At 37.7% G+C, this 22,453-nt stretch carries 23 protein-coding genes; 10 read left to right on the top strand and 13 right to left on the bottom strand.

All coding sequences use genetic code 11. The features are described 5' to 3' along the window. Nucleotides 1-34 precede the first annotated feature (34 nt). Genes ACB104_RS03405 through ACB104_RS03415 form a run of 3 tightly spaced genes read left to right on the top strand, consistent with a single transcriptional unit; the run spans nucleotide 35 to nucleotide 2,946 of the window. Complete coding sequence (locus ACB104_RS03405; RefSeq protein ID WP_370476869.1) at nucleotides 35-337, top strand: DUF6787 family protein; 303 nt, start codon at nucleotides 35-37, stop codon at nucleotides 335-337. Further along, the gene (locus ACB104_RS03410; protein ID WP_370476870.1) at nucleotides 338-670 is read left to right on the top strand and encodes a hypothetical protein; all 333 of its coding nucleotides are present in this window, start codon (nucleotides 338-340) and stop codon (nucleotides 668-670) included. A 53-nt stretch (nucleotides 671-723) separates the two neighbouring features. Then, entirely contained in the window at nucleotides 724-2,946 is a 2,223-nt protein-coding gene (locus ACB104_RS03415; RefSeq protein WP_370476871.1) for a TonB-dependent receptor, read from the top strand. A gap of 16 nt (nucleotides 2,947-2,962) precedes the next feature. Here ACB104_RS03415 and ACB104_RS03420 read toward each other — a convergent pair whose 3' ends face one another. The 8 genes from ACB104_RS03420 to ACB104_RS03455 form a co-directional block, all read right to left on the bottom strand. Next, nucleotides 2,963-3,316, bottom strand: a complete 354-nt coding sequence (locus tag ACB104_RS03420) for a hypothetical protein (RefSeq protein ID WP_370476872.1) — start codon at nucleotides 3,314-3,316, stop codon at nucleotides 2,963-2,965. Between the two features lie 169 nt (nucleotides 3,317-3,485). Further along, a complete protein-coding gene (gene guaB, locus ACB104_RS03425; protein ID WP_370476873.1) occupies nucleotides 3,486-4,958 on the bottom strand; it encodes an IMP dehydrogenase in 1,473 nt (490 codons plus the stop codon). Between the two features lie 63 nt (nucleotides 4,959-5,021). Then, complete coding sequence (locus ACB104_RS03430; RefSeq protein WP_370476874.1) at nucleotides 5,022-5,726, bottom strand: Insecticidal toxin complex protein; 705 nt, start codon at nucleotides 5,724-5,726, stop codon at nucleotides 5,022-5,024. 80 nt (nucleotides 5,727-5,806) lie between these two features. Further along, nucleotides 5,807-8,566, bottom strand: a complete 2,760-nt coding sequence (locus ACB104_RS03435; RefSeq protein ID WP_370476875.1) for an outer membrane beta-barrel protein — start codon at nucleotides 8,564-8,566, stop codon at nucleotides 5,807-5,809. A 78-nt stretch (nucleotides 8,567-8,644) separates the two neighbouring features. Continuing rightward, nucleotides 8,645-9,133 carry an Aq_1264-related membrane protein gene (locus tag ACB104_RS03440; protein WP_370476876.1) on the bottom strand — a complete coding sequence of 163 codons (489 nt, stop codon included), beginning with the start codon at nucleotides 9,131-9,133 and terminating at the stop codon, nucleotides 8,645-8,647. After that, nucleotides 9,134-9,661 (bottom strand): FMN-binding protein, encoded by a 528-nt coding sequence (locus ACB104_RS03445; RefSeq protein ID WP_370476877.1) that lies wholly within the window; start codon nucleotides 9,659-9,661, stop codon nucleotides 9,134-9,136. A gap of 115 nt (nucleotides 9,662-9,776) precedes the next feature. Next, nucleotides 9,777-10,955 carry a putative porin gene (locus tag ACB104_RS03450; RefSeq protein ID WP_370476878.1) on the bottom strand — a complete coding sequence of 393 codons (1,179 nt, stop codon included), beginning with the start codon at nucleotides 10,953-10,955 and terminating at the stop codon, nucleotides 9,777-9,779. 210 nt (nucleotides 10,956-11,165) lie between these two features. After that, nucleotides 11,166-12,029, bottom strand: a complete 864-nt coding sequence (locus ACB104_RS03455; protein WP_370476879.1) for a hydroxymethylglutaryl-CoA lyase — start codon at nucleotides 12,027-12,029, stop codon at nucleotides 11,166-11,168. Between the two features lie 132 nt (nucleotides 12,030-12,161). Here ACB104_RS03455 and ACB104_RS03460 point away from each other — a divergent pair, with 132 nt between their 5' ends. From ACB104_RS03460 to ACB104_RS03470, 3 genes are all read left to right on the top strand, one after another. Next, nucleotides 12,162-13,103, top strand: a complete 942-nt coding sequence (locus tag ACB104_RS03460; protein ID WP_370476880.1) for a T9SS type A sorting domain-containing protein — start codon at nucleotides 12,162-12,164, stop codon at nucleotides 13,101-13,103. 148 nt (nucleotides 13,104-13,251) lie between these two features. After that, nucleotides 13,252-13,653: a hypothetical protein gene (locus ACB104_RS03465; RefSeq protein ID WP_370476881.1), complete on the top strand. Its 402-nt coding sequence runs from the start codon at nucleotides 13,252-13,254 to the stop codon at nucleotides 13,651-13,653. Nucleotides 13,654-13,786: 133 nt separating this feature from the next. Continuing rightward, nucleotides 13,787-13,978, top strand: coding sequence for a T9SS type A sorting domain-containing protein (locus ACB104_RS03470; protein WP_370476882.1), 192 nt, complete (start codon nucleotides 13,787-13,789; stop codon nucleotides 13,976-13,978). Here ACB104_RS03470 and ACB104_RS03475 read toward each other — a convergent pair. Continuing rightward, a complete protein-coding gene (locus ACB104_RS03475) occupies nucleotides 13,968-15,011 on the bottom strand; it encodes a quinone-dependent dihydroorotate dehydrogenase (RefSeq protein WP_370476883.1) in 1,044 nt (347 codons plus the stop codon). The two genes, ACB104_RS03470 and ACB104_RS03475, sit on opposite strands and share 11 nt — an antisense overlap. A 113-nt stretch (nucleotides 15,012-15,124) precedes the next feature. On the opposite strand from ACB104_RS03475, the gene pepT reads away from it, so the two are divergent. After that, nucleotides 15,125-16,372 carry a peptidase T gene (pepT, locus tag ACB104_RS03480; protein ID WP_370476884.1) on the top strand — a complete coding sequence of 416 codons (1,248 nt, stop codon included), beginning with the start codon at nucleotides 15,125-15,127 and terminating at the stop codon, nucleotides 16,370-16,372. Nucleotides 16,373-16,384: 12 nt separating this feature from the next. Here the strand turns inward: pepT and ACB104_RS03485 are convergent, their stop codons facing one another. Both ACB104_RS03485 and ACB104_RS03490 read right to left on the bottom strand, forming a co-directional pair. Beyond that, the gene (locus ACB104_RS03485; RefSeq protein WP_370476885.1) at nucleotides 16,385-17,425 is read right to left on the bottom strand and encodes an RluA family pseudouridine synthase; all 1,041 of its coding nucleotides are present in this window, start codon (nucleotides 17,423-17,425) and stop codon (nucleotides 16,385-16,387) included. A 2-nt stretch (nucleotides 17,426-17,427) separates the two neighbouring features. Continuing rightward, entirely contained in the window at nucleotides 17,428-17,985 is a 558-nt protein-coding gene (locus ACB104_RS03490; protein WP_370476886.1) for a PASTA domain-containing protein, read from the bottom strand. Nucleotides 17,986-18,124: 139 nt separating this feature from the next. On the opposite strand from ACB104_RS03490, the gene ACB104_RS03495 reads away from it, so the two are divergent. Genes ACB104_RS03495 through ACB104_RS03505 form a run of 3 tightly spaced genes read left to right on the top strand, consistent with a single transcriptional unit; the run spans nucleotide 18,125 to nucleotide 20,075 of the window. Next, nucleotides 18,125-19,096: a D-alanine--D-alanine ligase gene (locus tag ACB104_RS03495; RefSeq protein WP_370476887.1), complete on the top strand. Its 972-nt coding sequence runs from the start codon at nucleotides 18,125-18,127 to the stop codon at nucleotides 19,094-19,096. 18 nt (nucleotides 19,097-19,114) lie between these two features. Continuing rightward, on the top strand, nucleotides 19,115-19,570 hold the full coding sequence (gene coaD, locus ACB104_RS03500; protein WP_370476888.1) for a pantetheine-phosphate adenylyltransferase: 456 nt from the start codon (nucleotides 19,115-19,117) through the stop codon (nucleotides 19,568-19,570). A gap of 58 nt (nucleotides 19,571-19,628) precedes the next feature. After that, nucleotides 19,629-20,075, top strand: a complete 447-nt coding sequence (locus ACB104_RS03505; protein WP_370476889.1) for a HEAT repeat domain-containing protein — start codon at nucleotides 19,629-19,631, stop codon at nucleotides 20,073-20,075. Nucleotides 20,076-20,107: 32 nt separating this feature from the next. Here ACB104_RS03505 and ACB104_RS03510 read toward each other — a convergent pair whose 3' ends face one another. After that, a complete protein-coding gene (locus tag ACB104_RS03510; RefSeq protein WP_370476890.1) occupies nucleotides 20,108-21,721 on the bottom strand; it encodes a SulP family inorganic anion transporter in 1,614 nt (537 codons plus the stop codon). An 80-nt stretch (nucleotides 21,722-21,801) separates the two neighbouring features. Continuing rightward, on the bottom strand, nucleotides 21,802-22,383 hold the full coding sequence (locus tag ACB104_RS03515) for an NUDIX hydrolase (protein WP_370476891.1): 582 nt from the start codon (nucleotides 22,381-22,383) through the stop codon (nucleotides 21,802-21,804). Between the last annotated feature and the right edge of the window lie 70 nt (nucleotides 22,384-22,453).

Consider the following 22,453-nt stretch of genomic DNA (forward strand, 5'->3'; position numbering starts at 1 on the left):
CCGTTTTCATTATTTTTGCATTAAATTGCAAATTTTGGAAAAATTAAAAACGCGTTGGGGTATTGAAAGTAATTGGCAAGTGGTACTCATATTGATTGTCTTTGCCATTACAGGTTCTACAGCATCGTACATAGGAAAACCCATTTTAGGCTTTCTGAATATTGATAGAGAAAATTTCGGCACATTTGGCTACTGGACCATTAGAATTGTCCTTCTTTTTATTGTTTACCAATTTATGCTCGTATTTTTTGGCTGGCTATTTGGTCAATATAAGTTCTTCTGGAATTTTGAAAAAAAGATGCTCCGCAGAATTGGTTTAAAACGTTTTTTTAATTAATTGAACGATTTAAAAAAACATATAATTTTTAGAGTTTTCACGATGCTTTTGGTGGCAGCTTTGTTATTGCCGGCCTCGGTAAAAATGGCGCATATTTTCCAGCACCATAAACACGAAGCTTGTAATGGTGATAGCACCACTCATTTACATAAAGTAGATTTAGAATGCGATTTTCAAAAATTCCAAATCCATAATCACTTTACGTTTTCAGATTCACATTTCCAACTGTTTTCACTCACCAAAACCTCAGAAAAGCATTTGTCATTTTATCAGTTTTTAAGTAAATACCAACGTTTACACTTTTCACTTCGGGGACCTCCCGCTTTAATTTAATAAGTAACCGAGCTATATCAGCTTCACATATTATTAAATTAAATACATTTTAAATGAAATCACTTTTAAGCGCATTGTTGCTATTAGCAACCGCTAACCTATACAGTCAAAATAGTATTCAAGGCATGGCGACGGATGCCGAAACTAACGAACCACTGGAGTTTGCCAACATTTATATTTCAGACCTTGAAAAAGGTACGATTACAGATGCCAAAGGGACATTCTATATTGAAAACATTGCCCCGGGAAGCCATAACATCGTGGTTTCCATAATGGGTTATGAAACCAAATCGTTTAAGATTACGGTGCCAACAACCCAACAAATGTCCATTGCTTTGGAACCTTCGGCCATTGAAATGGAAAGCATCATTATTTCAACGCCTTTCCATAAATTACAAAGCGAGAATGTGATGAAAGTAGAGCAAAAATCTGTTGCCGATTTAAAGTCCAATGGAGCCATTACACTTTCGGAGGGCATTACCAATATTGCAGGAGTGGAAAGTATTTCCACGGGTTTGGGCATAGGTAAACCCGTAATTCGCGGGCTCAGCTCTAACCGTGTTTTGGTGTACACACAGGGCGTTCGGTTGGAAAACCAACAATTTGGTGACGAACACGGATTGGGCTTAAATTCCACTGGTGTTGAAAGTGTTGAAGTCATTAAAGGCCCTGCCTCTTTACTTTACGGTAGCGATGCTCTTGGCGGTGTGCTTTATTTAAATCCTGAGCGATTTGCACAAAACAATACTTCGTCGGGCGATTTTAGTGGCAATTATTTTAGCAATACCCAAGGATTTAGTTCTAACGCAGGGTACAAAGCTTCAGAAAACAATTTTAAGTTCTTGTTCCGTGGAAGCATTACCGAACATGCGGACTACAATACAAAACCTTACAGGGTGACCAACACGCGCTTTAAGGAAGAAGATTTTAAAGCGGGAATGGGTTATCAAAACAACAGTTTTAAAACGGAATTTCGTTATAACCTCAACCACTCAAAATTGGGTATTCCAGAGGAAATCGGAGAACAATCGTTGAGCAAAAAACCACTTCTCCCCTTTCAGGATATTACCAACCACGTGTTCAGTTCAAAATCCACTTGGTTTTTGAACAACTCCAAATTGGACGTTAACCTCGGGTATATTTACAACGACAGAAAGGAATTTGAGGAACATCATGAAGAAGACGAAACGGAAGAAGAACATGACGCGCATACAGATGAAGCCGAAATTCTGGAAGCCGCCCTGCACATGAAATTAAAAACCGCCAATTACGATGTAAAATACCATTTGCCCGAATTGGGAAAATTCGAAACCATTGTTGGCGTTCAGGGTATGCACCAAGTAAATGGCAATTATGGCGAAGAGCAATTGATTCCGGACGCCACCACAAATGATATTGGTGTTTTGGCTACCTCACACATCCATTTTGAAAAGGTTGATGTACAATTGGGCGCACGTTTTGATAATCGGGCGATTTTGGTTTTAGATGGTGTTGAGAGAAACTTTAACAGTTTTAACGGCGCTTTTGGTGTAAAAACAGATATGGCCAAAAACCTGACCTTAAGAATCAATTTGGCCACAGGATTTCGGGCACCCAATCTATCGGAACTAACTTCCAACGGAACTCACGAAGGTACCAACCGATACGAAATCGGTAATGCTGAGCTTAAAAGCGAGCAAAATTTTCAAACTGATGTGGCTTTAGAACTCAAAAACGAGCATATCGAGTTGTTTGCCAACGGTTTTTATAACTCCATAAACAACTACATTTTTCTGTCGCCAAACGGAGATTTCGTAAACGAAGACCCTGTGTTTTTATATATACAGGATGACGCCCACTTGTATGGGGGTGAAATCGGTTTCCATTTGCACCCGCACCCGCTAGATTGGTTACATTTTGAAAGCAGCTTTGAAACCGTTACCGGAAAGCAACAAAACGACACCTATTTGCCTTTAATTCCTGCCAATAGTTTAAGCAATATGGTACGCGTGGAATTTGAAAAGCCATGGATTAAAAAAGGCTATGCCTTTGCAAAATTGAGTAGCACTTTCAAACAAACCAAAGTCAGCACTTTCGAAACGGCCACTGATGGCTATAATTTGCTAAGTGCTGGATTGGGCGGCAGTTTTACATTGTTTAACAAAGAACTTTCTGTTACCATTTCTGCGAACAATTTAACCGATAAAACCTATACAAACCACCTGTCTCGATTAAAGCCGGACGGTATTTTTAATATGGGTAGAAACTTTATGTTTGGTGTAAATTATACCTTGTAAACTATTAGCTTTAATTTTATTTAAAATGAGGGTGGTATGGAGCAATGACGTTTTTTACTACCCTCACTTTTTTGCCTTGAAAGAAAAAATTGACTTTGTAAAAAAATTCCGCTACCTTCGTTAACGACTGATATAAGTCATTTAAACGACGCATATCACCAAGATGGAATACATTCAGCGAAAGCTGACCAAAATGGCTACGCAACTCCGTTGCTCCCGCCCTTTCGGTGCATGTATTCCATCGTCCTGCTAAACCAAATTGAAAAAGGCCTTTTTGCTCAATACAACTTCCACTGCCCATCGAGGGAAAACGTAAGCCATCTGCAGTGCTAAAAGCAATTTGGCCCGGCCAATCGAACTCCCGATTCAATAAAGTGGCTCGCCAATATAATTTCCTAAGGGAAATTTATGGGCGAGAGGGACAATGCCGCCGTCGCTCGCGTGGCAGCGCTCACAAAGGCTGCATTGTCTCCCTCTTTTTGTATCTTCGTTCTCATGACCGAACTGCGTTTAGCAGGACGTTAACGAACCTAAAAATTTTATCTAGAATAATTAGGAGATTCGTTGGTAATGGCCACATCGTGCGGGTGGCTTTCGTTAATACCGCTAGCCGTAATCTTTACAAACTGCCCCGTTTCCTTTAAGGTTTCAATATCTTTGGCGCCACAATAACCCATCCCGGCACGTAAACCGCCAATAAATTGGTGTATGCTTTCGTATAACTCACCTTTATATGGCACACGCCCAACAATACCTTCCGGCACCAGTTTTTTAATATCGTCCTCAACATCTTGGAAATAGCGGTCTTTACTGCCTTCTTTCATGGCCTCAACAGAACCCATACCTCGGTACGATTTAAATTTTCTGCCTTCGTAAATAATGGTTTCACCTGGAGATTCTTTAGTTCCTGCCAATAATGAGCCTAACATAACCGTATCGGCACCTGCGGCTATAGCTTTTGGGATATCACCCGTATAACGGATACCGCCATCGGCAATTACCGGAACACCCGAACCTTTTATGGCAGCAGCGACTTCCAACACCGCAGAAAACTGCGGGAAACCAACACCTGCAACCACACGCGTAGTACAAATGGAACCCGGACCAATACCCACTTTTACGGCATCGGCACCAGCTTCAACCAAATATTTGGCGGCTGCACCTGTTGCTATATTGCCAACAATTACATCCAACTCTGGAAATTTGGCTTTTACTTCTTTTAAGACGCTTACCACACCTTTAGTATGGCCATGCGCTGTATCGATAACCACGGCATCAACACCTGCATTTACCAAAGCTTCGGCTCGCACAACGGCATCAGCAGTTACGCCTAGTGCGGCAGCAACACGTAAACGTCCGTATTTATCTTTATTGGCATTTGGTTTTTGGGTAACCTTGGTAATATCTCTAAACGTAATGAGTCCTGATAATTTATAATCTTCATCAACAATCAATAACTTTTCAATTTTATTTTCTTGTAGGATGATTTCGGCATCACGCAACGAGGTTCCTATAGGTGCCGTAACTAGGTTTTCACCTGTCATTACCTCAACAATCGGTTTTTTGTTATCGTGCTCAAAACGTAAATCGCGGTTGGTAACAATACCTTTTAATGTTCCATTGGGATCCACAATAGGAATTCCCCCAATGCTGTGTTCTGCCATAGAGGCTTTTGCATCACGAACGGTAGCAGTCATCGGCAACGTAACCGGGTCGATAATCATACCACTTTCGGCACGTTTTACACGTCTTACCTTTAGCGCTTGTTGTTCAATGGTCATGTTTTTGTGCAACACCCCAATACCTCCTTCTTGTGCCATGGCAATGGCCATTCTACTTTCGGTAACGGTATCCATCGCAGCCGAAATAATCGGTACGTTAATAGTAATGTTACGCGTTAATTTGGATTGGATATTGACTTCGCGTGGGAGAACTTCAGAAAATGCGGGAACTAAAAGTACGTCGTCATAAGTTAAACCTTCGCCGACAATTTTGTTTTGATGTGCAGTCATGATGCAATTACGATTATAATTGCGTGCAAATATACAACTAATATCTAAGATATCATGTTAAGTTTAATATCTGTTTTCGCAATATGGCTTAAGCATTTCAAGTGCATAATTATAGCGGGATTTTGCGTTGGATAGTTCACCTTTAAACCGAATGGCTTTAGGCACAACCAAGGCATATAAACATTTTCCCTTGGCTATACGTACTAAGGTGTGAAGGCTTTTTTCATCCATTGTTTCATAAATGTTTGCGATCCAGTTAAACTGTTCTAATTTTAAAATGGTTTCATCCCAAACATCGGCATCTTTTCCCTTTAAAATTTCATCTGAATTGTACATTGTTTTAAGTTCTGGAAAGGCGTTTTTAAAAACGGTTACGCTACCTAAATTGGCATAGGTTTTTATCTTTTGCCGTGTTAACAAGGCATGTGGAAACGCTTCAATGAGATGCAATTTTTTTGATATGTAATGTGCCATCTGCACCCAAACCACCTCATGCCCCTTTTTTCCCAATGCTGTATAAAGCCATTTGTAAAAATCACGCCGCTCAACAATGTTTCGGTATTCTTTTGATAGATTATTCTTAAGATTATATTTATTGGCCTTTTGCCAAACTATAGTGTTTTTAACTCTATCGGATTTCAACCAATCTGAAGGTGGCAGCTGTTGATTTTTGGTTGATTTGTGATAGGCATTTAAACTTTTCCATTCCTTTGCCCAAATGGGCTTAGCTAAAATGATAAAACAAAAAGTAAAAATACATCGCACCATTCTATAAATGTACAGTAAAATATAGTTTTATCAATTCTGAAAATGAGTCCTAAAAAATGAACCAGCCTGATATCTGATTATTAATTACGTCTGCCTCGGAAACCTCCACGGCCTCCTCCTCTAAAGTCCCTGCGGCCATCCATCATATTTTGCCCTGCAAATTTGCCAAATTTGTACACAAAAGTGACCATAAAATATTGTTCTAAAATCATGTTTTCCACATCACGGATAGAAGTTTCTGTTACCGAACGGTTAAAGCCATTGTTTTTGCCAAGAAAATCATACCCGACCAACGTTAGCGTTGCTTTCTTTTCAAACATGGTCATACCCAAACCGGCGTTCCAAAATATGGCGGCACCATCAAAATCGTCGCCAACCCTACTGTTATAGCGATAGGATAATTTATTGGTGAAAAAGGCATCTTTTAGAAAAAATACCGAGGATTCAAGTCTTAAATTTTGAACAAAAAAGTCGTTATCATTAAAAGCATCGGTATTATACGTGGTATTTGTTAAACCGTAACTGTACGACGAACTAATTTCTATTTTTTTGTCATAGGAATAACTAAAGGATAACGAAGGCCTTAATGTATTGGTTTTCGCCGTAAACTTTATGGCATTTTGAATGGACCTAATGTTTCTATAATCACCGTTTAATCTTAGGCTAATGTTATAGTTTGTTTTCTTGTTTAAAAACGACTTTGAAATCCCTGCATTACCTGAAAAAGTATAGTCGCCATCAATGTTTTCAAAAGTAGTATAGCGTATTAAATCGGCATCTGTAATCGTGGAATTGATGATTTTGTCGTTTACAAAAGTAGCTTCTGCTCCGGCACTTAAACTTATTTTGTTGGCCGCCAGATTATTTTGATATCCAAAATCAAGATTATGGCTCACACCAGGTTTTAAGTCTGGGTTTCCGGTAACTATATTGGTAATATTGCTTACGTTGGCAATAGGCTGCAATTGGTTTACGTTGGGTAAATCAACATTTTGTCTGTAGTTCAAAGAAATATTTTTATAGCCTTTTTCGTCGCGATAGCGGATTCTACCATTGTAGGTTAAATATTGAAAATCGTTTTTAAAATTACGGGCTTCAATAATGTTATCGGTATATTTTCTGAATGTATTGGTATGTGTGGCACCAATTTCAAAACGGAAATCGTTATGGTCGTAACGCAATCGCAGAGACGGACTGACCGTTGTGGAAACATATCGGCTATCTATACTTATTTTGTCATTAAAGCTATCAAATTCCTGGGTGTCTTCATTAAAATCATAAATGCTCTTTTCATCAACTTGTGTATTCACCGTAGCATGGTATCCAGGAATTATTCTGAAATCCGGTAATATTTCTTTGCTCCATCTTCCATAAAAACCAATTCGTGAGCCCGAATTATTGGTGGTTGAAACTTGATCTTGAATTATGTCTTCGGCACTGCTTTCCAATTCATTTCTGGAATAGTTGGAGCCTTCGCTATCTTGCTTATCAAAATTGGTATTAAAGCCAATGACCAAAAAATCTCGACGCCCACCCAACCGCGAAGCCACATTAAAATCATTTTCTATAGAATAATTGGAGCTTGAGGAACTATTTGTTGAAAAATACTTGCTTACCAAATCGCCATTTTCATATTCCGAAATCCTATCGGTAGTAGAAAAAGTATCATTGTTGGACGCATTAAAACGTGTTCTATTTGATACCCGAACGTGTTTTCTGGACGCCTCATTTTTTGGTTTGATAAGAAACCTCAGCTCTGAGCCTGCATTATGGCTATCGGAGTCGTTGTAACTACTACTATTGGAATTCGTGATATAATTGAAATCAGGCAAAAAGTTTTCTGAATAGCTTTTCTGGGCCCTATCGGTATTTTGAGCACTATAGCGGTAATCAGCATTTATACGGGTTTCATTCCATTTTCCTTTTGCAAAATTAGCACCTATAAAATCCGATTCAATATAACCCGTACTTGCAGTTGCATCGGGCAACGAATTAAAACCACGGGTCATATTGATATTATTCGTTCCCATGATAACGCCTAGCTGTTTACCTTCAATAAGCTGGAATAAATTAGCATTGGCCTGGTATTTTTCATCGGTACCGTAACCCACATTAACATCGCCAAAATAGGCCCTATTTTTTCCTTTTTTTATTTTTAAGTTGATTTCCTTGGTACCGGAATCCGATTCTTCACCGGTAAACTTTTGGGTGTCAGTTTTGTAATCAGTAACCTGAACTTTGCTAACGGCATTACTCGGTATGTTCTTCAGTGCCACGTCTCCCCTTCTGTCTCCAAAAAACTCCATACCATCAACATTTATGGCTTCAACCTCAATACCATTATAGGTAATGCCACCATCCATATCTATTTCAACGCCTGGTAGCTTTCGAAGCAAATCTTCAACCATATCATTGGGCATGGTTTTAAAACTATCGGCATTGTATTCTATAGTATCTTTTTTAATGACCACCGGAGGGGCTTTACCAACTACCGAAATTTCATTTAGTTCCTCAACCTGATTTTCCAAGGTAATCACACCCAAATTTAATTGGTCGCCATTGGGCACATAAATCTCTTTTGTATAGGGCTTATAGCCTAAATAAGCGATGTTGAAAATGGCTTTTTTATCATTTTCCGCATTGACTTGAAGTGAAAATTCACCCTTTTTATTGGTAATACCATAGGACATCGGTACACTATCTGAAATACTTTGAACGTAAACCGTAGCACCTTCCAAAGATGTTGAATCTTGGTCTTTAACAATACCCTCCAAAGAAAATTTTTGGGCAAATAATGTTGAAGAAATTAATAAGAACGAAAAGAATAATAACTTTTTCAAGAGTGGCTATTTGGTTAATCTTTACTATAGACTAAATCAAACACCGATAGTTTAACAACAAACTGTTAAAATGGGGAATTATTTCCTTTGGAGTAGTTGCCTGAGGATAACGACCACAGCCAGTGAAAACGTAAATGTCATCAAAATTCCCGAAAGCATTACGATATACTTCATCCAAAGCATGCCTTTCCAGAGTAAATATAAACCTCCAAAAGTGAATACAACCGAGAAAAATGGTTCTACAATTAAAAACAATTTTAACTTTTTTGGAAGTTTTGTAATTGAAACAATCAAACCCAACAAAAAGAAAATTATAGACATGGACAGCATATGGTTATGCACCAAAGTAAGCATTTCTTGGTCGCTCTTTTTAAAGCGCATTACTTCTGCTTGGTCATCGTCTTCATTTCCCAAATATTGCTCTTCAATGCCATTTGGGTTAGCGGATGACGTTTCTTCTACAAATAATAACCCAGTAAAAAACCCAAGGCTCAATACAATAATAAATGCACCGATTAATAATTTAATCTCTTTTGGAAGCGTAAATATCAATCCGTTTAGTAGCATTTAGAGTGCGTTTTTATTTTGTAGGATTTTTAAAGAAGTCATTAGGTCGTTCATGGCATTGGTCATAGAACGAACTGAAATTGTAGCCCCGGAAATGGCCAGAATGTTATCGCCATATTTAAGCTCGTCGCCACCGGTTTTACCTTCAAATTGCCTGAGCCACCTAGAACTGCCAATTTCTCCTCCATATTCCTCGCGGTAAATCAAAACTTTAGATTTCAATACAATCAGTTCTTTGTCTAGTAAAACCAAATAATCGAATTGGGCGGTTTTACTTGGTGCTTGCGACAGATAAGCATAGCCCAAAACGGTGTTATTCGCTTCAATTTTGAAGAAATTATCCTTTCCAAACTTTGATGGTAATTCTGTTACAATTTCTTGGTTGATGGTAACCTCAGAAAAATCAAAAGTTTCAACACCAAAAACTTTGGTAATTTCTTTGTCCACTTTTTTCTGAATGTTTTGTGGCAAGCTGAAAGATAACATCAGAAATGTTGTGAATAGTATTAAAACCGCCTTTGTGTTCATGCTACAAATGTATTGCTTTTAGTTGTTATTTCAAGAAAAATGACCAAAGGCGAACCCCAAAAATAATTTTGATGATTTGCCTTTGGTTAAGTGCGTTCAACCTGCTTAAATTATTTTAGAACCAAACACCAATTCCAAAATTCAGCCTATTGTCCACGTCTGCTCCAGACAAAGCGTTATCTCTAAATTGATAATCTCCTTTAAGCACAACACCTGGGGCAATATGGTAACTCAATCCGGTTGTTATATCGTTCCGGTTATAGGCATCGTTTTGTACCAAGCCTCCCTCTGTTTTGGCGTGGGTATCGTACTGCTCGTACCTCACAAACGCAAACAAACGCTGTTGGTTATTTTGAGGTAATAAATTAAATGCACCCTCTAAATACCAACCTTGCAGGGCACTACCTAAATCTCTACCTGTTGCCGTGTTATATGCTGCAGTATCACTTAAACTAGCATATACAAATTGACCTCGAGCCGTAAAACGTTGGTAAGCATAACGAGCATCAAGCCCCAACATGGAAATGCCGATATTTGCCCCGCTCATTTCCTCAATATCGTCTGCCGCCTGTGTTTTTCCAGAATATCCTGCAAGACCTAAACGAAGTCCTGGTAAACCATAATAATCAAATTTAGCTGACAATGTTGGACTATCTACGGTAGATTGAACGGCTTTTTGACGACCACCGCGTAACCCATTCGATCCCCCAAGAAATCCACTAATTCCGCCTTCTCCATCAGCCTCTGTAGATTTAAATCCGTTAAAAATATAGACTTGGTAACCTAATGATAAATCATTGAAACGTCCTGTAACACCAACACCAATTTCGCGCCATGTTGTAGGAATAATGGCGGCATCAACCGCCGGCCTTTCAACACCATTAAATGTTGTGGGCTCATGAAACTCGTTTATTATACCCATAGGCACCAGCATTAAACCACCACGTAAACTAACATTTGGTGCAACAGCATAATTAACAAAGGCTTGCTCTACATAAATTTCTTCAACGTGCTCCAATTCCAACTCTGTTACAAATTGGGTTTTATCGTCAAACTTGTAGCCAAAAAGTAGCACCAAACGCTGAATATCTAATTCACCATTCATCCCCTCTGGTTGATTATAAGTAGTTTCGCCGTAAGCACCAACAGTTACAGCCTGACCATAATTACCTGACAACAAACGTTGTGCAGCATTAAGTTGTTTTTGGGGGTCGAAGGTGATTGAATCTTGAGCGGTTTGCGCACTCAAGAATGACACCATTAAAATTGAAAAAATAGAGGTTATTTTTCTCATGATTAATTTGTTATTTTTATTTAGATTGGTTATAAATAGATTTTTTTACAGGGGCAAAAATAACACCTATTTAAACTTTCTCAAAGTTTATTTAGATTAATTTTAAATAATTTTTAACTAGAAAATTCAACTACTTATATTTCAAAATATTATGAGTAAAATTTAACATTTAAATCGTTAAGTTTTGTAGTGAAAAACTAATTTGAATTGTTAATGGTAAGTATTGAAGATTTTTGAAGCTTCGTTGTGGGCACTTTCAAAACTAAGAGCATTTAAGCTATTCTTGCTTTTGGATGTGAAATACGACAGCAGTTTTTCAGTTGGCATATTGCCCGTAAGTTCATCTTTAGCCATGGGGCAACCCCCAAAACCTTGAATGGCCCCATCAAAACGGTTACAGCCGGACTTATATGCCGCATCAACCTTTTCAAACCAAGTAGATGGTATTGTATGCAAATGGGCACCAAACTCTATTTTGGGATAAAGCGGAATTAAATTTGAAAATAAATAATCAATACTTTTAGGTGTTGAGGTTCCAACCGTATCGCTTAACGATAAAATATTCACGCCCATATTGGCGAGTTTCTCTGTCCACTCACTTACTATATCCACATTCCATGGATCACCATAAGGATTGCCAAATCCCATAGAAATGTAAACCACCACTTCCTTATTTGATCTATTGGCAATTTCAAGAATTTCTGAAAGTGTAACCACAGATTGTGCAATGGTTTTATGGGTGTTTCGCATTTGAAAATTCTCTGAAATTGAAAACGGATAGCCCAAATAATCAATTTCTGGGTATTTGCTGGCGTCATCCGCCCCTCTTGTATTGGCAATAATAGCCAATAGTTTACTAGTTGTTTTGGACAAATCCAGCTGTGCCAAGACTTCGGCCGTATCAACCATTTGCGGAATGGCCTTTGGGGAAACAAAACTGCCAAAATCAATGGTATCGAATCCTACTCTTAACAAGGATTGAATATATTGTACCTTCTTTGCCGTTGGAATAAATTCCTTGATCCCTTGCATGGCATCTCTTGGGCACTCAATTATTTTAACAGGTTTGGACATTCCTTTCTTCAAAATGTGTGATAAAAATAGTATTAATTTGACAAAGCATATCAAAACAAAGCGTGTTTTATCTAGAGTTTTGTAAGTCCGTTTAATAGGCCTCGACTATTTAAAAAATAAAAAAGTTGTTATATGAAAAACACTGCGCCATTAGTCTCCTTATCATTATTCTTGTCAATGTTTTCATCTGCCCAAAGTGTTGCCTTTTACGATATAACTTTTGAGAGTGTTTGGGAATCTGTGGCAGATAACCCTAATGACGGCATTAGCACTATAGATTTACCCCCCAACGCCCATTGGTCACCGTTGACCGTAGTAACTCATAAAACTGAACACACGTTTTTGATGATGGGCGCACTTGCTTCACCCGGAATAGAATCGATTGCCGAAACTGGTGCTACAAGCACTTTTGTAAATGAAGTTGAAACCAATTCTGATGCCAATCAAGTTGTTGTTGGAAGCGGACTAAATTCAGCGAAAGGAACAATAACGATTAACAACCTTGAAGTGAGCGAAGATTTTCCATTGATAAGCTTAGCTTCCATGATAGCACCAAGCCCAGATTGGTTTATTGCCGTAAATGGTGAAAATCTCAGGTCTGGAAATTCAGGATTTAACAATGGCTGGAAAGCCACCTTCTCTATAGATTTATACCCTTACGATGCTGGAACCGAAGATGGAAACATGTATTCATTGAGCAATCCAGAGACAAATCCAGTTGGTGTTATTTCAAGTTTATCGAACATTTCACCTTTTAATGATAGAAAAATTGGAACCGTAACCTTCACCTATAAATCTTCAACTTTGAGCGTTGAAAATGAAACTTCTTTTAAAGATTTGATTATTCATCCAAATCCAGGTAAAGATATTTTAACGATTTCAAATATCCAAAACACTCGATTAAATTCCATAAAAATCTATAATGTATTGGGGCGATTGGTAAAATCAGTACAGGTAGCATCAAATGTTTCCGATTTAAAATTAAACTTAAACTATTTGAGCAAAGGAATTTACCTTTTAACTTTAACGGATGTAAATGGTGCTAAAACAAGCAAAAAAATTGTTCTAAAATAATAGAACTCTTCAAGTATAATCAGTCGTTTGACGCGTAAATAAATCCATCTTTTATTATTGAAATGTTAAATAATCGACAGTATTAGCTTTACAACGTCTTTATTCTTGGCTATGTTTATTTAATTAAGATTTTGAAAATTTCAACCTATTGGATAATCAAGGCTGGACTAGTAACGATATTAGCGGAAATGGTTACAATTGGCTTTCAAACATTGGCAAGCCCCAATCTGTCGATACTGGTCCTTTCTCTAGCCAAAATTCAAATGACACTGTAAATAGTTACATATATGCCGAAGCTTCGGGTGCTGAACCTGGGGACGTTGCGGAATTTATTTCACCTTGCTTTAATGTAGATTATGTAAATAACGGATTGGAATTTGCATACCATATGTTCGGCAAAAACATTGGTGAGCTGCATGTTGATATAAAAACCCAGAACGGATACATTAATTATATTATACCTCCCCTTCGAGGTGGCCAACAGAATAGCCAAAGCGACCCTTTTAGAACAAAAACCATAGATTTATCCACATTTGCTCGAAACCATTAAGGTGCGTTTTCGTGCTATAAGAGGCAATGGATTGGATAGTGATATTCCCATAGACAACGTCTTTTTCCAAACGATTTATACCGCAGTGACCAATGAGATTTAAAAAGTTTATCCTAATCCAGAAACCGATAATTTGCTTTATGCCAAAAACAATAATCCCTCAGAAGCTGCATACTTTGCAATTAGAAATCTTATGAGGCAAATATTTTTAAAGGGCACAGCAATCAACCATCACCCAATTGATATTAGCCACTTATCTTCAGGAAGTTATCTGCTTAACATTTCAAATGGTAAATCTTTAATCGTAAAACGCTTTATAAAGTAGAATTATGTTGAAGGATTACCTTATTGATACGTTTTATCAAAGTTGGGCCTTCATAAATAAAACCGGTGTAGATTTGAACTAAATCAGCTCCAGCCTCAATTTTCGCTAAAGCATCTTCAGCGGAATGAATCCCTCCCACACCAATTATTGGGAAAGCTTTATTACTCTTTATGGAAAGATATTTTATAACCCGAGTACTTTTGGCTTTTATGGGCTGGCCACTTAATCCACCATTGCCAATTTCATCAAGCCTTTCTTTTGAAGTTTTTAGTCCGCTTCTGTCGGTTGACGTATTACAGGCAATTACGCCATCTAGCTTGGTGCTTTTGACCAATTCAACAATTTCGTCCAATTGGTTATTGTTTAAATCTGGTGCTATTTTTAGAAGGATGGGTTTTTGCTTCTCAAAATATTTATTGGCTTTCTGAACTGCCGCTATCAATTCCTCCAAATAATCTTTGTCGTTCAATTTGGCATGGCTCCCAACATTAGGGCAGCTCACATTCAGCACAAAATAATCAACATATGGGTGAAGGGCGTTAAAACATTCCAAATAATCCCTAGTGTAATCTTCGGGTTTTGTATCGGTATTTTTACCAATATTCCCACCAATTATTAGCTTACCTTTATTTTTCTTTAGCTGAACAATAGCAGCTTCCAAACCTTCATTGTTAAACCCCATACGGTTTATAATACCTTGGTCTTCTCTTAGCCTAAACAATCTTTTTTTTACATTTCCAGGTTGGCCTTTCGGGGTTACCGTACCAATTTCAATAAAACCAAAACCAAAATTTTCCAGTTCGTTGTAGAGCACGGCATTTTTGTCGAAACCAGCTGCTAACCCAACTGGATTTTTAAAAGTGAGCCCGAATAAATTTCGCTCCAACCTTTTATCTTCAACCAAATAAAGACTTCTAAAAATAGCTTGAAATCCAGGGATTTTTGATATGAATTTTATCAGCGAAAATGTGAAATGATGGATTTTTTCTGGGTCAAAGGCGAAAAATAAAGGGCGAAGTAAAAGTTTATACATCAGTATTATTTGTGCAAAAATACACCTTATTAAAAAATCAACCAATTACGAAGCTGAAAAAATTTATAATTGTATTTTAGAGGTCAAGTAAAGGCTATTAATTTTTCATTTCAATGATTTCAAAAGAACACCTTATAAAACGCTTTATTAGCTACGTTACAATAGATACGGAATCTGACCCCAATTCTAAAACCACACCGAGCACAGAAAAACAATGGGATTTGGCAAACAAACTTGCCGAAGAACTCAAAAGCATTGGCATGCAAGAGGTTACCATTGATAAAAACGCATACATCATGGCCGCATTGGCGAGCAATGTAAAACACGATGTGCCGACAATTGGTTTTATATCGCATTTTGATACATCGCCAGATTTTACAGGAGCCAATGTCAATCCACAAATCATTGAAAAATATAACGGCAAGGACATCATTTTAAATAAAAAGGAAAACATTGTATTATCGCCTGATTATTTTGAGGATTTATTGCTGTACAAAGGGCAAACCCTAATCACTACCGATGGCACCACACTTTTAGGAGCGGACGATAAAGCCGGAATTTGTGAAATTGTTTCAGCTATGGAATATTTAATCAATCACCCAGAAATAAAACACGGGAAAATAAAGGTTGGATTTACACCCGATGAGGAAATTGGGCGTGGTGCGCATCATTTTGACGTTGAAAAATTTGGAGCGGATTGGGCCTATACCATGGATGGCAGCCAAATTGGGGAATTGGAATATGAAAATTTTAATGCCGCAAGTGCGGTGGTTAAAATTAAAGGAAAGATTGTGCACCCTGGGTACGCCAAAGGAAAAATGATAAACTCGATGTACATCGCTACAGAATTCATCAATTCATTGCCAAGAATGGAAACTCCAGAGCATACTGAAGGTTACCAAGGTTTTTTCCACTTACATAATATAAAAGGTGATGTAGAAGAAACGACTTTGCACTACATTATACGAGACCATGACAAAGGTCACTTTGAGGCCCGGAAAGAGGTTATGGAAAAATTGACCGCTGAGTTAAACTCACAATATGGCATGGAAATTATTGCAACCGAAATTAAGGACCAATATTACAACATGCGTGAAAAAATAGAACCCGTTATGCATATTGTTGACATTGCGGAACAAGCCATGAAAGCTGTTGCTGTTGAACCCATTATAAAAGCCATACGTGGTGGAACGGATGGCTCCCAATTAAGTTATAAAGGTTTACCATGCCCCAATATTTTTGCGGGCGGACATAATTTTCATGGCCGATATGAATATGTGTCCGTTGAAAGTATGATTAAGGCTACCGAAGTGATTTGTAAAATTGCTGAGTTGACAGCATTAATAAATTTGGATGATTAATTAAACCAAAAGCTACTCCATGTCTTGGTGTTTGGCATAGTTTCGCCATTTTTCAATGCATTCCAGCATGTCCTCGGGAATTGGGGTTTCAAAAGACATAAACTTACCTGTTTTGGGGTGCGTAAAACCCAATGTTTTGGCATGTAACGCTTGACGTGGCAAGACCTTAAAACAATTTTCTACAAACTGTTTGTATTTGGTGAAGGTGGTTCCCTTTAAAACTTTGTCACCGCCATATCGTTCGTCATTAAAAAGGGTATGCCCAATATGCTTCATGTGCACACGTATTTGATGGGTACGACCTGTTTCCAATTTACAAGAAACCAGCGTAACATAGCCCAAACGCTCCAAAACTTTATAATGGGTTACGGCAGGTTTGCCTTTATCGGACTCATCATCTAAAAAAACGGTGTTTTGTAATCGGTTTTTAGGATGGCGCCCAATGTTGCCTTCAACCTTACCTTGGTCTTCTTCAATATTTCCCCATACCAAAGCAACGTATTCGCGCTCACTAGTCTTTTCAGCAAACTGCAAAGACAAACGGTTCATGGCATGTTCGGTTTTGGCCACCACCAAAAGTCCGCTAGTGTCCTTATCAATTCTGTGCACCAATCCGGGGCGCTCGCTTGAATTGTTTGGAAGATTATCAAATCTGTAAATCAGTCCGTTTATCAATGTTCCAGAATAATTTCCATGACCTGGGTGTACCACCATTCCCGCAGGTTTGTTAACAACCAAGAGTTGGTCATCTTCATAAACCACATCAATATCAATGTTTTCGCCAACCAATAAATTTTCATGTGGTGGATGGGCGAACAGTACCCTAATATCATCGTTCGGTTTTACCTTGTAGTTTGATTTTACGGGTGTACCGTTCACAAAAACACTTCCATTTTTAGCCGCTGCCTGAATTTTGTTTCGTGTGGCATTTTCAACAAAATTCATCAAATATTTATCAATGCGAAGTGGCTTTTGTCCCTTTTCTACGGTAAAGGCATGATGCTCATAGAGGTCGCTTTCTTCATCTGGTAATTCAGGCGTGTAGTCCTCCATTTTTATGGTCTATTTCCATTACCAAGCACCAAATCTATCTTTGAGGTTTTGGCCAATTTATCACCAGCTTCAATTCTTTTACCCTCGTGGTAAAGCTTAAGCACCATATCCTTTCCAATGTTGTCCTCGTAGCTTATTTTACCCACCTTAAAACCCAAAGCTTCCAAAGTTGGCTTTACTTGCCTAAATGTTTGGTCTATTAAACCATCAGGAACCCTTATTTTTCGATAGCCCGATGGATTTAAGGTAATATATATTTTTCGGTCTTCCTTAACTTTTGTACCTGCCAAAGGCTCCTGCTCTATTACCGAAAACTTGGGGTAATCGGGGTTATAATTGGCTGAATCTTGAATTTTCATGACCAAATTGTTCTGCTCCAATTCAATTTCTGCCACATTAATAGATTTTCCCTTTAAATCGGGCACCGTTTCAAATTCACCGTGATTAGTGGTAATGTTTAACCATTTCAAAATAAAAAAACCTAAAACCACAGTAGCCACAACGGCCAATAAAATTTGTTTCAAAAAAGTTTTACTGGTAAGGAATTTTATGATGCTCATTTGACGTATTTTCGATTAGGCAAATATATAAAAACAGAACTGTTTTTTCTTTTGCAATATATATGATATTTTAGCTTAAGTTATTATTAACTAAGTATAGACACGTTTTATTGTTGGTTTTAGAATTACAAAATTTTAAATGAAGAATATTGCCATTATAATGGGAGGCTATTCCAGTGAATTCCAGATATCACTGAAAAGCGGAAATGTGGTTTACGAAACCCTTGATACCTCAAAATACAAAGCTTACCGAATTCATATTTTTAAACATAAATGGGTGTATGTTGATGAAAATGAGAATGAATACCCGATTGACAGAAACGATTTTTCAGTTAGCGTAGACAACCAAAAAATCACTTTCGATTGTGTGTTTAATGCCATCCACGGTTCTCCCGGTGAAGATGGTTTTATGCAGGGCTATTTCAAATTATTGAATATTCCACATACCAGTTGCGACATGTACCAAGCTAGTTTAACCTTCAACAAACGTGACTGCTTGAGCGTTTTAAAACCATATGGCATAAAAACGGCAGAATCTTTTTATTTGAATTTAGGAGACGAAGTGAATGAGGACAACATTATTGCCAAAGTAGGCCTACCGTGCTTTGTTAAAGCCAATAAAGCAGGTAGTAGTTTTGGTGTTAGCAAAGTGCATAAAAAGGAGGATCTTCAAAATGCCATAAATGTTGCTTTCAAAGAGGATGATGAAATTATAATTGAGTCGTTTTTAGACGGTACCGAAGTTTCTGTTGGTGTTATAACCTATAAAGGTAAAACCAAGGTGTTGCCGATTACTGAAATAGTTTCTGAAAATGATTTTTTCGATTATGAAGCCAAGTATTTTGGAAAATCGCAAGAAATAACGCCTGCTAGATTGACCAAAGAGCAAGAAGTTAAAGTAACCGCCGAAGCCAAAAAAGTTTACAAAGTTTTGAAAATGAAAGGCTTTAGCCGAAGCGAGTTTATTTTTAAAAATGGAGAGCCACACTTACTGGAAGTAAATACCGTTCCTGGATTAACACGAGAAAGTATTTTACCGCAACAAGCAGCAGCCGCAAACATTACTTTGGTAGAATTATTCAATAATGCCATTGATGAAGCTTTGAAATAAAAGTTGTAATTTTAAATTATGAAACGCGCGATATTTCCTGGGTCTTTTGACCCATTAACCTTGGGGCACTACGATATCATAAAACGTGGTATAACGCTTTTTGATGAAATCATCGTGGCTATTGGTATTAATGCAGATAAAAAATACATGTTTTCGCTTGAGGAAAGGCAGCAATTCATTGAAGATGCTTTTAAAGAAGAACCCAATGTTAAAGTTATGGCCTATGAAGGCTTAACCGTTGATTTCTGCAAAAACATCGGTGTTCAATTTATTCTACGGGGACTAAGAAATCCGGCAGATTTTGAGTTTGAAAAAGCTATTGCACATACCAACAGAAGCCTTTCGGAAATTGAAACCGTATTTCTCTTAACCTCGGCAAAAACGTCTTATATAGCGTCTTCCATTGTTCGGGATGTTATTAGAAATAATGGTGATTACACCAAGTTGGTTCCTGGTAGTGTTAGGGTAAAGTAATTTGATTGTAACATTTTTAAGGTATGACATACCTATATATAGGTTACAATTCTTCTTTATGTTCCACCAAATTACATATTTACTTTTTAAACTGAACCTTATTCAGCCTTCTGAAAGTACCATAAACTTTTGGACTCATTATGGGCATGTTGAAAAACTTGAATATGCAGTAACTAACGGCAATTACAAAACCAGAAAATTGGCTGCTGAAGGCTTAGAAGTTGTTGGCAAAGCTTCCTCCATTCCTGTGTTACTAAAATGTATTGATGACAAAGTTCAAAACGTTTCTATTGCAGCCCTAAATACTTTGGAAAGTATTGGAGCGGAGAATGAACTTATAAAAACCGTTCTGAAAAAACGATTTAATTGGGCGAACGAAGTACGTAAAAAACAAGCCAAGTTTGAAGCCAGTAAAGGCCGAAAATACAATATTTACCGTTGGGAACGAGCCAGCAAAAAATCGTTTGATCGCGTTAAGGAACAACTCAAAAAACCGATCCGCTAGTTGCTAGTAGTTAGTGACCAACAACTAAAAAGCTAAAACTTATATTCCGAAAGCCCTTTAGTAAACGCTTCTGGGTTTTCGACCAAATGATAGCGTGGGTCATCAATATCTTCAACAATCACTTCCCTAAATTTCGGACTTGATTTATAAAGCAACACCTTGCAATCTTCGCTCAAGTGTTTTAATTTGATTTGCTTACCTGCTTCTTCGTATTTATTCACCAAATTAAAAATGGCTTCAATGGCCGAATGGTCGCTAACCCTAGATTCAACAAAATCAACTTCAACTTTGTCGGGGTCGTTTTTAACATCAAACTTTTCATTAAAAGCTATTATAGAACCAAAAAATAATGGTCCCCAAATTTCATAAACCTTAGTACCATCTTCTTTCATGCGTTTTCTTGCACGAATTCGTTTTGCGTTTTCCCAAGAAAACACTAAAGCACTAATAATGACACCAGCAATTACAGCAATGGCCAGATCGAAAACAACCGTTAAAGCTGAAACAGCAACCAAAACAATAACATCGCTTAATGGGATTTTATTCAAAATTCTAAAACTACTCCAAGCAAATGTGCCAATAACCACCATAAACATCACACCAACCAATGCTGCAATAGGTACTTGCTCAATATAGGTTGACGCAAAAAGAATGAACATTAAAAGTAAAACCGCTGCAACTATTCCGGATAGTCTGGTTCTACCGCCCGATTTAATATTGATTAAAGATTGGCCAATCATGGCGCAACCACCCATTCCACCAAAAAAACCAGTAACAATATTTGCACCTCCTTGAGCCAGACATTCTCTATTGGCATTACCTCGGGTTTCGGTTAGCTCATCTACCAAATTTAAGGTCATTAGAGATTCTATTAAACCAATGGCAGCAAGTATTAAGGCATAGGGACCAATAAACGATAAGGTTTCCATATTAAAAGGTACTTTGCTAAAAATGTCTGTTTGGAATTGAGGCAAACCACCTTCCAATCCAGAACCACCACCATCACGAATAAAACTGCCCACCGTTGCCACATCCAACTTTCCAAAAATCACAATAGCAGAAACCACGAGAATACCTATTAATGCCTCCGGCAACTTTTTATTAAGTTTTGGCAACCCGAACATGATTCCCATGGTTAAGGCAACTAGACCAAGCATCGTCCATAATTGGGTGCCTGAAAACCAATCGCCAATGGCATCTTTAAACATATTCAATTGGGATAGAAATATAACAATGGCTAACCCATTTACAAAGCCCATCATTACAGGATGCGGAATTAATCTAACAAACTTACCCAACTTAAAAACACCCGCCATCATTTGGATAACCCCCATGAGAATTACTGTTGCGAATAGATAATATAGACCTAATTGCTCATTGGGTTCACCCATAGCATTACCTTCTGCCACTAAATTTACCATAACTACAGCAAGAGCTCCTGTGGCACCGCTAATCATACCTGGACGACCACCAAAAATTGACGTAATCAAGCCAATCATAAAAGCAGCATATAATCCAACCAACGGATCTACACCTGCAACAAAAGCAAATGCAACTGCCTCAGGAACAAGCGCTAAGGCAACTGTAATTCCACTTAAAATATCGTCTTTGGCATTGGCGGCACGCTTTCTAATAAAATCAGTCATGGTATTTTTTTGAAGGTGCAAATTTACAGTTAATATATTGCCCCACAAGATTAACCATGGAAAATTAAGCGTCTATAATTTTAAATAAGAAGTTTGATGTTGGCATAAGAATTTTCAAGTGCATCTTCAATCTGGGCAGTATTAAGCCATTCTACCTTGGTAATACCTTCTTCTTCTTGGGCGTATAGGTTGCCATCAAAACTGGTTTTCATTTCAAACCAATAGGTTATTTTTATTTTGTAGCGTCCATTGCGCTTAAAAATATGATAAGTAGTTTCCAAAGGTTTTGTTATCTCCAAACCAGCAACGCCTGTTTCTTCAGTCACTTCCCTTATAGCAGTCTTTTCAATGCTTTCGCGACGCTCGGCCTTTCCTTTTGGCAAATCCCATTTATCATTTCTGTAGATGAACAGCACTTCCCCACGAGAATTATAAACCTTGCCCCCTCCAGCAACCACATTGGGCAACTTCTTTAAAAACCTTTTTAATAATTTATCTTTGTTTTTATGAATAAGGCGAATCTCCTCTAATGACCCATTATTCAACTTCCTTATAACCCTCCTCAGATTTACTGTTTTAAGCAAATAGTTTTTAAAGTTAGTTTCCTTTTCTACTTCTGTAGTTAAAACTATTGGCTTATCTCCTACAAAAACTTTGTACATGTTCGCTATCTGTTATCGCATTCAATAGGGTAAAAATATCATTTTTAGGTTCAAACTGTGCACTGTTAAA

The sequence above is a fragment of the Tamlana flava genome, from assembly GCF_041287255.1.
Taxonomy (GTDB): Bacteria; Bacteroidota; Bacteroidia; order Flavobacteriales; family Flavobacteriaceae; genus Tamlana; species Tamlana flava.

Bases quoted from the DNA above. Each gene is read 5' to 3' on its own strand.
- ACB104_RS03415 (WP_370476871.1), top strand. From the start codon at position 724: ATGAAATCACTTTTAAGCGCATTGTTGCTATTAGCAACCGCTAACCTA.
- guaB (WP_370476873.1), bottom strand. From the start codon at position 4,958: ATGACTGCACATCAAAACAAAATTGTCGGCGAAGGTTTAACTTATGAC.
- ACB104_RS03430 (WP_370476874.1), bottom strand. From the start codon at position 5,726: ATGGTGCGATGTATTTTTACTTTTTGTTTTATCATTTTAGCTAAGCCC.
- ACB104_RS03440 (WP_370476876.1), bottom strand. From the start codon at position 9,133: ATGCTACTAAACGGATTGATATTTACGCTTCCAAAAGAGATTAAATTA.
- ACB104_RS03445 (WP_370476877.1), bottom strand. From the start codon at position 9,661: ATGAACACAAAGGCGGTTTTAATACTATTCACAACATTTCTGATGTTA.
- ACB104_RS03450 (WP_370476878.1), bottom strand. From the start codon at position 10,955: ATGAGAAAAATAACCTCTATTTTTTCAATTTTAATGGTGTCATTCTTG.
- ACB104_RS03455 (WP_370476879.1), bottom strand. From the start codon at position 12,029: ATGTCCAAACCTGTTAAAATAATTGAGTGCCCAAGAGATGCCATGCAA.
- ACB104_RS03460 (WP_370476880.1), top strand. From the start codon at position 12,162: ATGAAAAACACTGCGCCATTAGTCTCCTTATCATTATTCTTGTCAATG.
- ACB104_RS03475 (WP_370476883.1), bottom strand. From the start codon at position 15,011: ATGTATAAACTTTTACTTCGCCCTTTATTTTTCGCCTTTGACCCAGAA.
- pepT (WP_370476884.1), top strand. From the start codon at position 15,125: ATGATTTCAAAAGAACACCTTATAAAACGCTTTATTAGCTACGTTACA.
- ACB104_RS03485 (WP_370476885.1), bottom strand. From the start codon at position 17,425: ATGGAGGACTACACGCCTGAATTACCAGATGAAGAAAGCGACCTCTAT.
- ACB104_RS03490 (WP_370476886.1), bottom strand. From the start codon at position 17,985: ATGAGCATCATAAAATTCCTTACCAGTAAAACTTTTTTGAAACAAATT.
- ACB104_RS03495 (WP_370476887.1), top strand. From the start codon at position 18,125: ATGAAGAATATTGCCATTATAATGGGAGGCTATTCCAGTGAATTCCAG.
- coaD (WP_370476888.1), top strand. From the start codon at position 19,115: ATGAAACGCGCGATATTTCCTGGGTCTTTTGACCCATTAACCTTGGGG.
- ACB104_RS03505 (WP_370476889.1), top strand. From the start codon at position 19,629: ATGTTCCACCAAATTACATATTTACTTTTTAAACTGAACCTTATTCAG.
- ACB104_RS03510 (WP_370476890.1), bottom strand. From the start codon at position 21,721: ATGACTGATTTTATTAGAAAGCGTGCCGCCAATGCCAAAGACGATATT.
- ACB104_RS03515 (WP_370476891.1), bottom strand. From the start codon at position 22,383: ATGTACAAAGTTTTTGTAGGAGATAAGCCAATAGTTTTAACTACAGAA.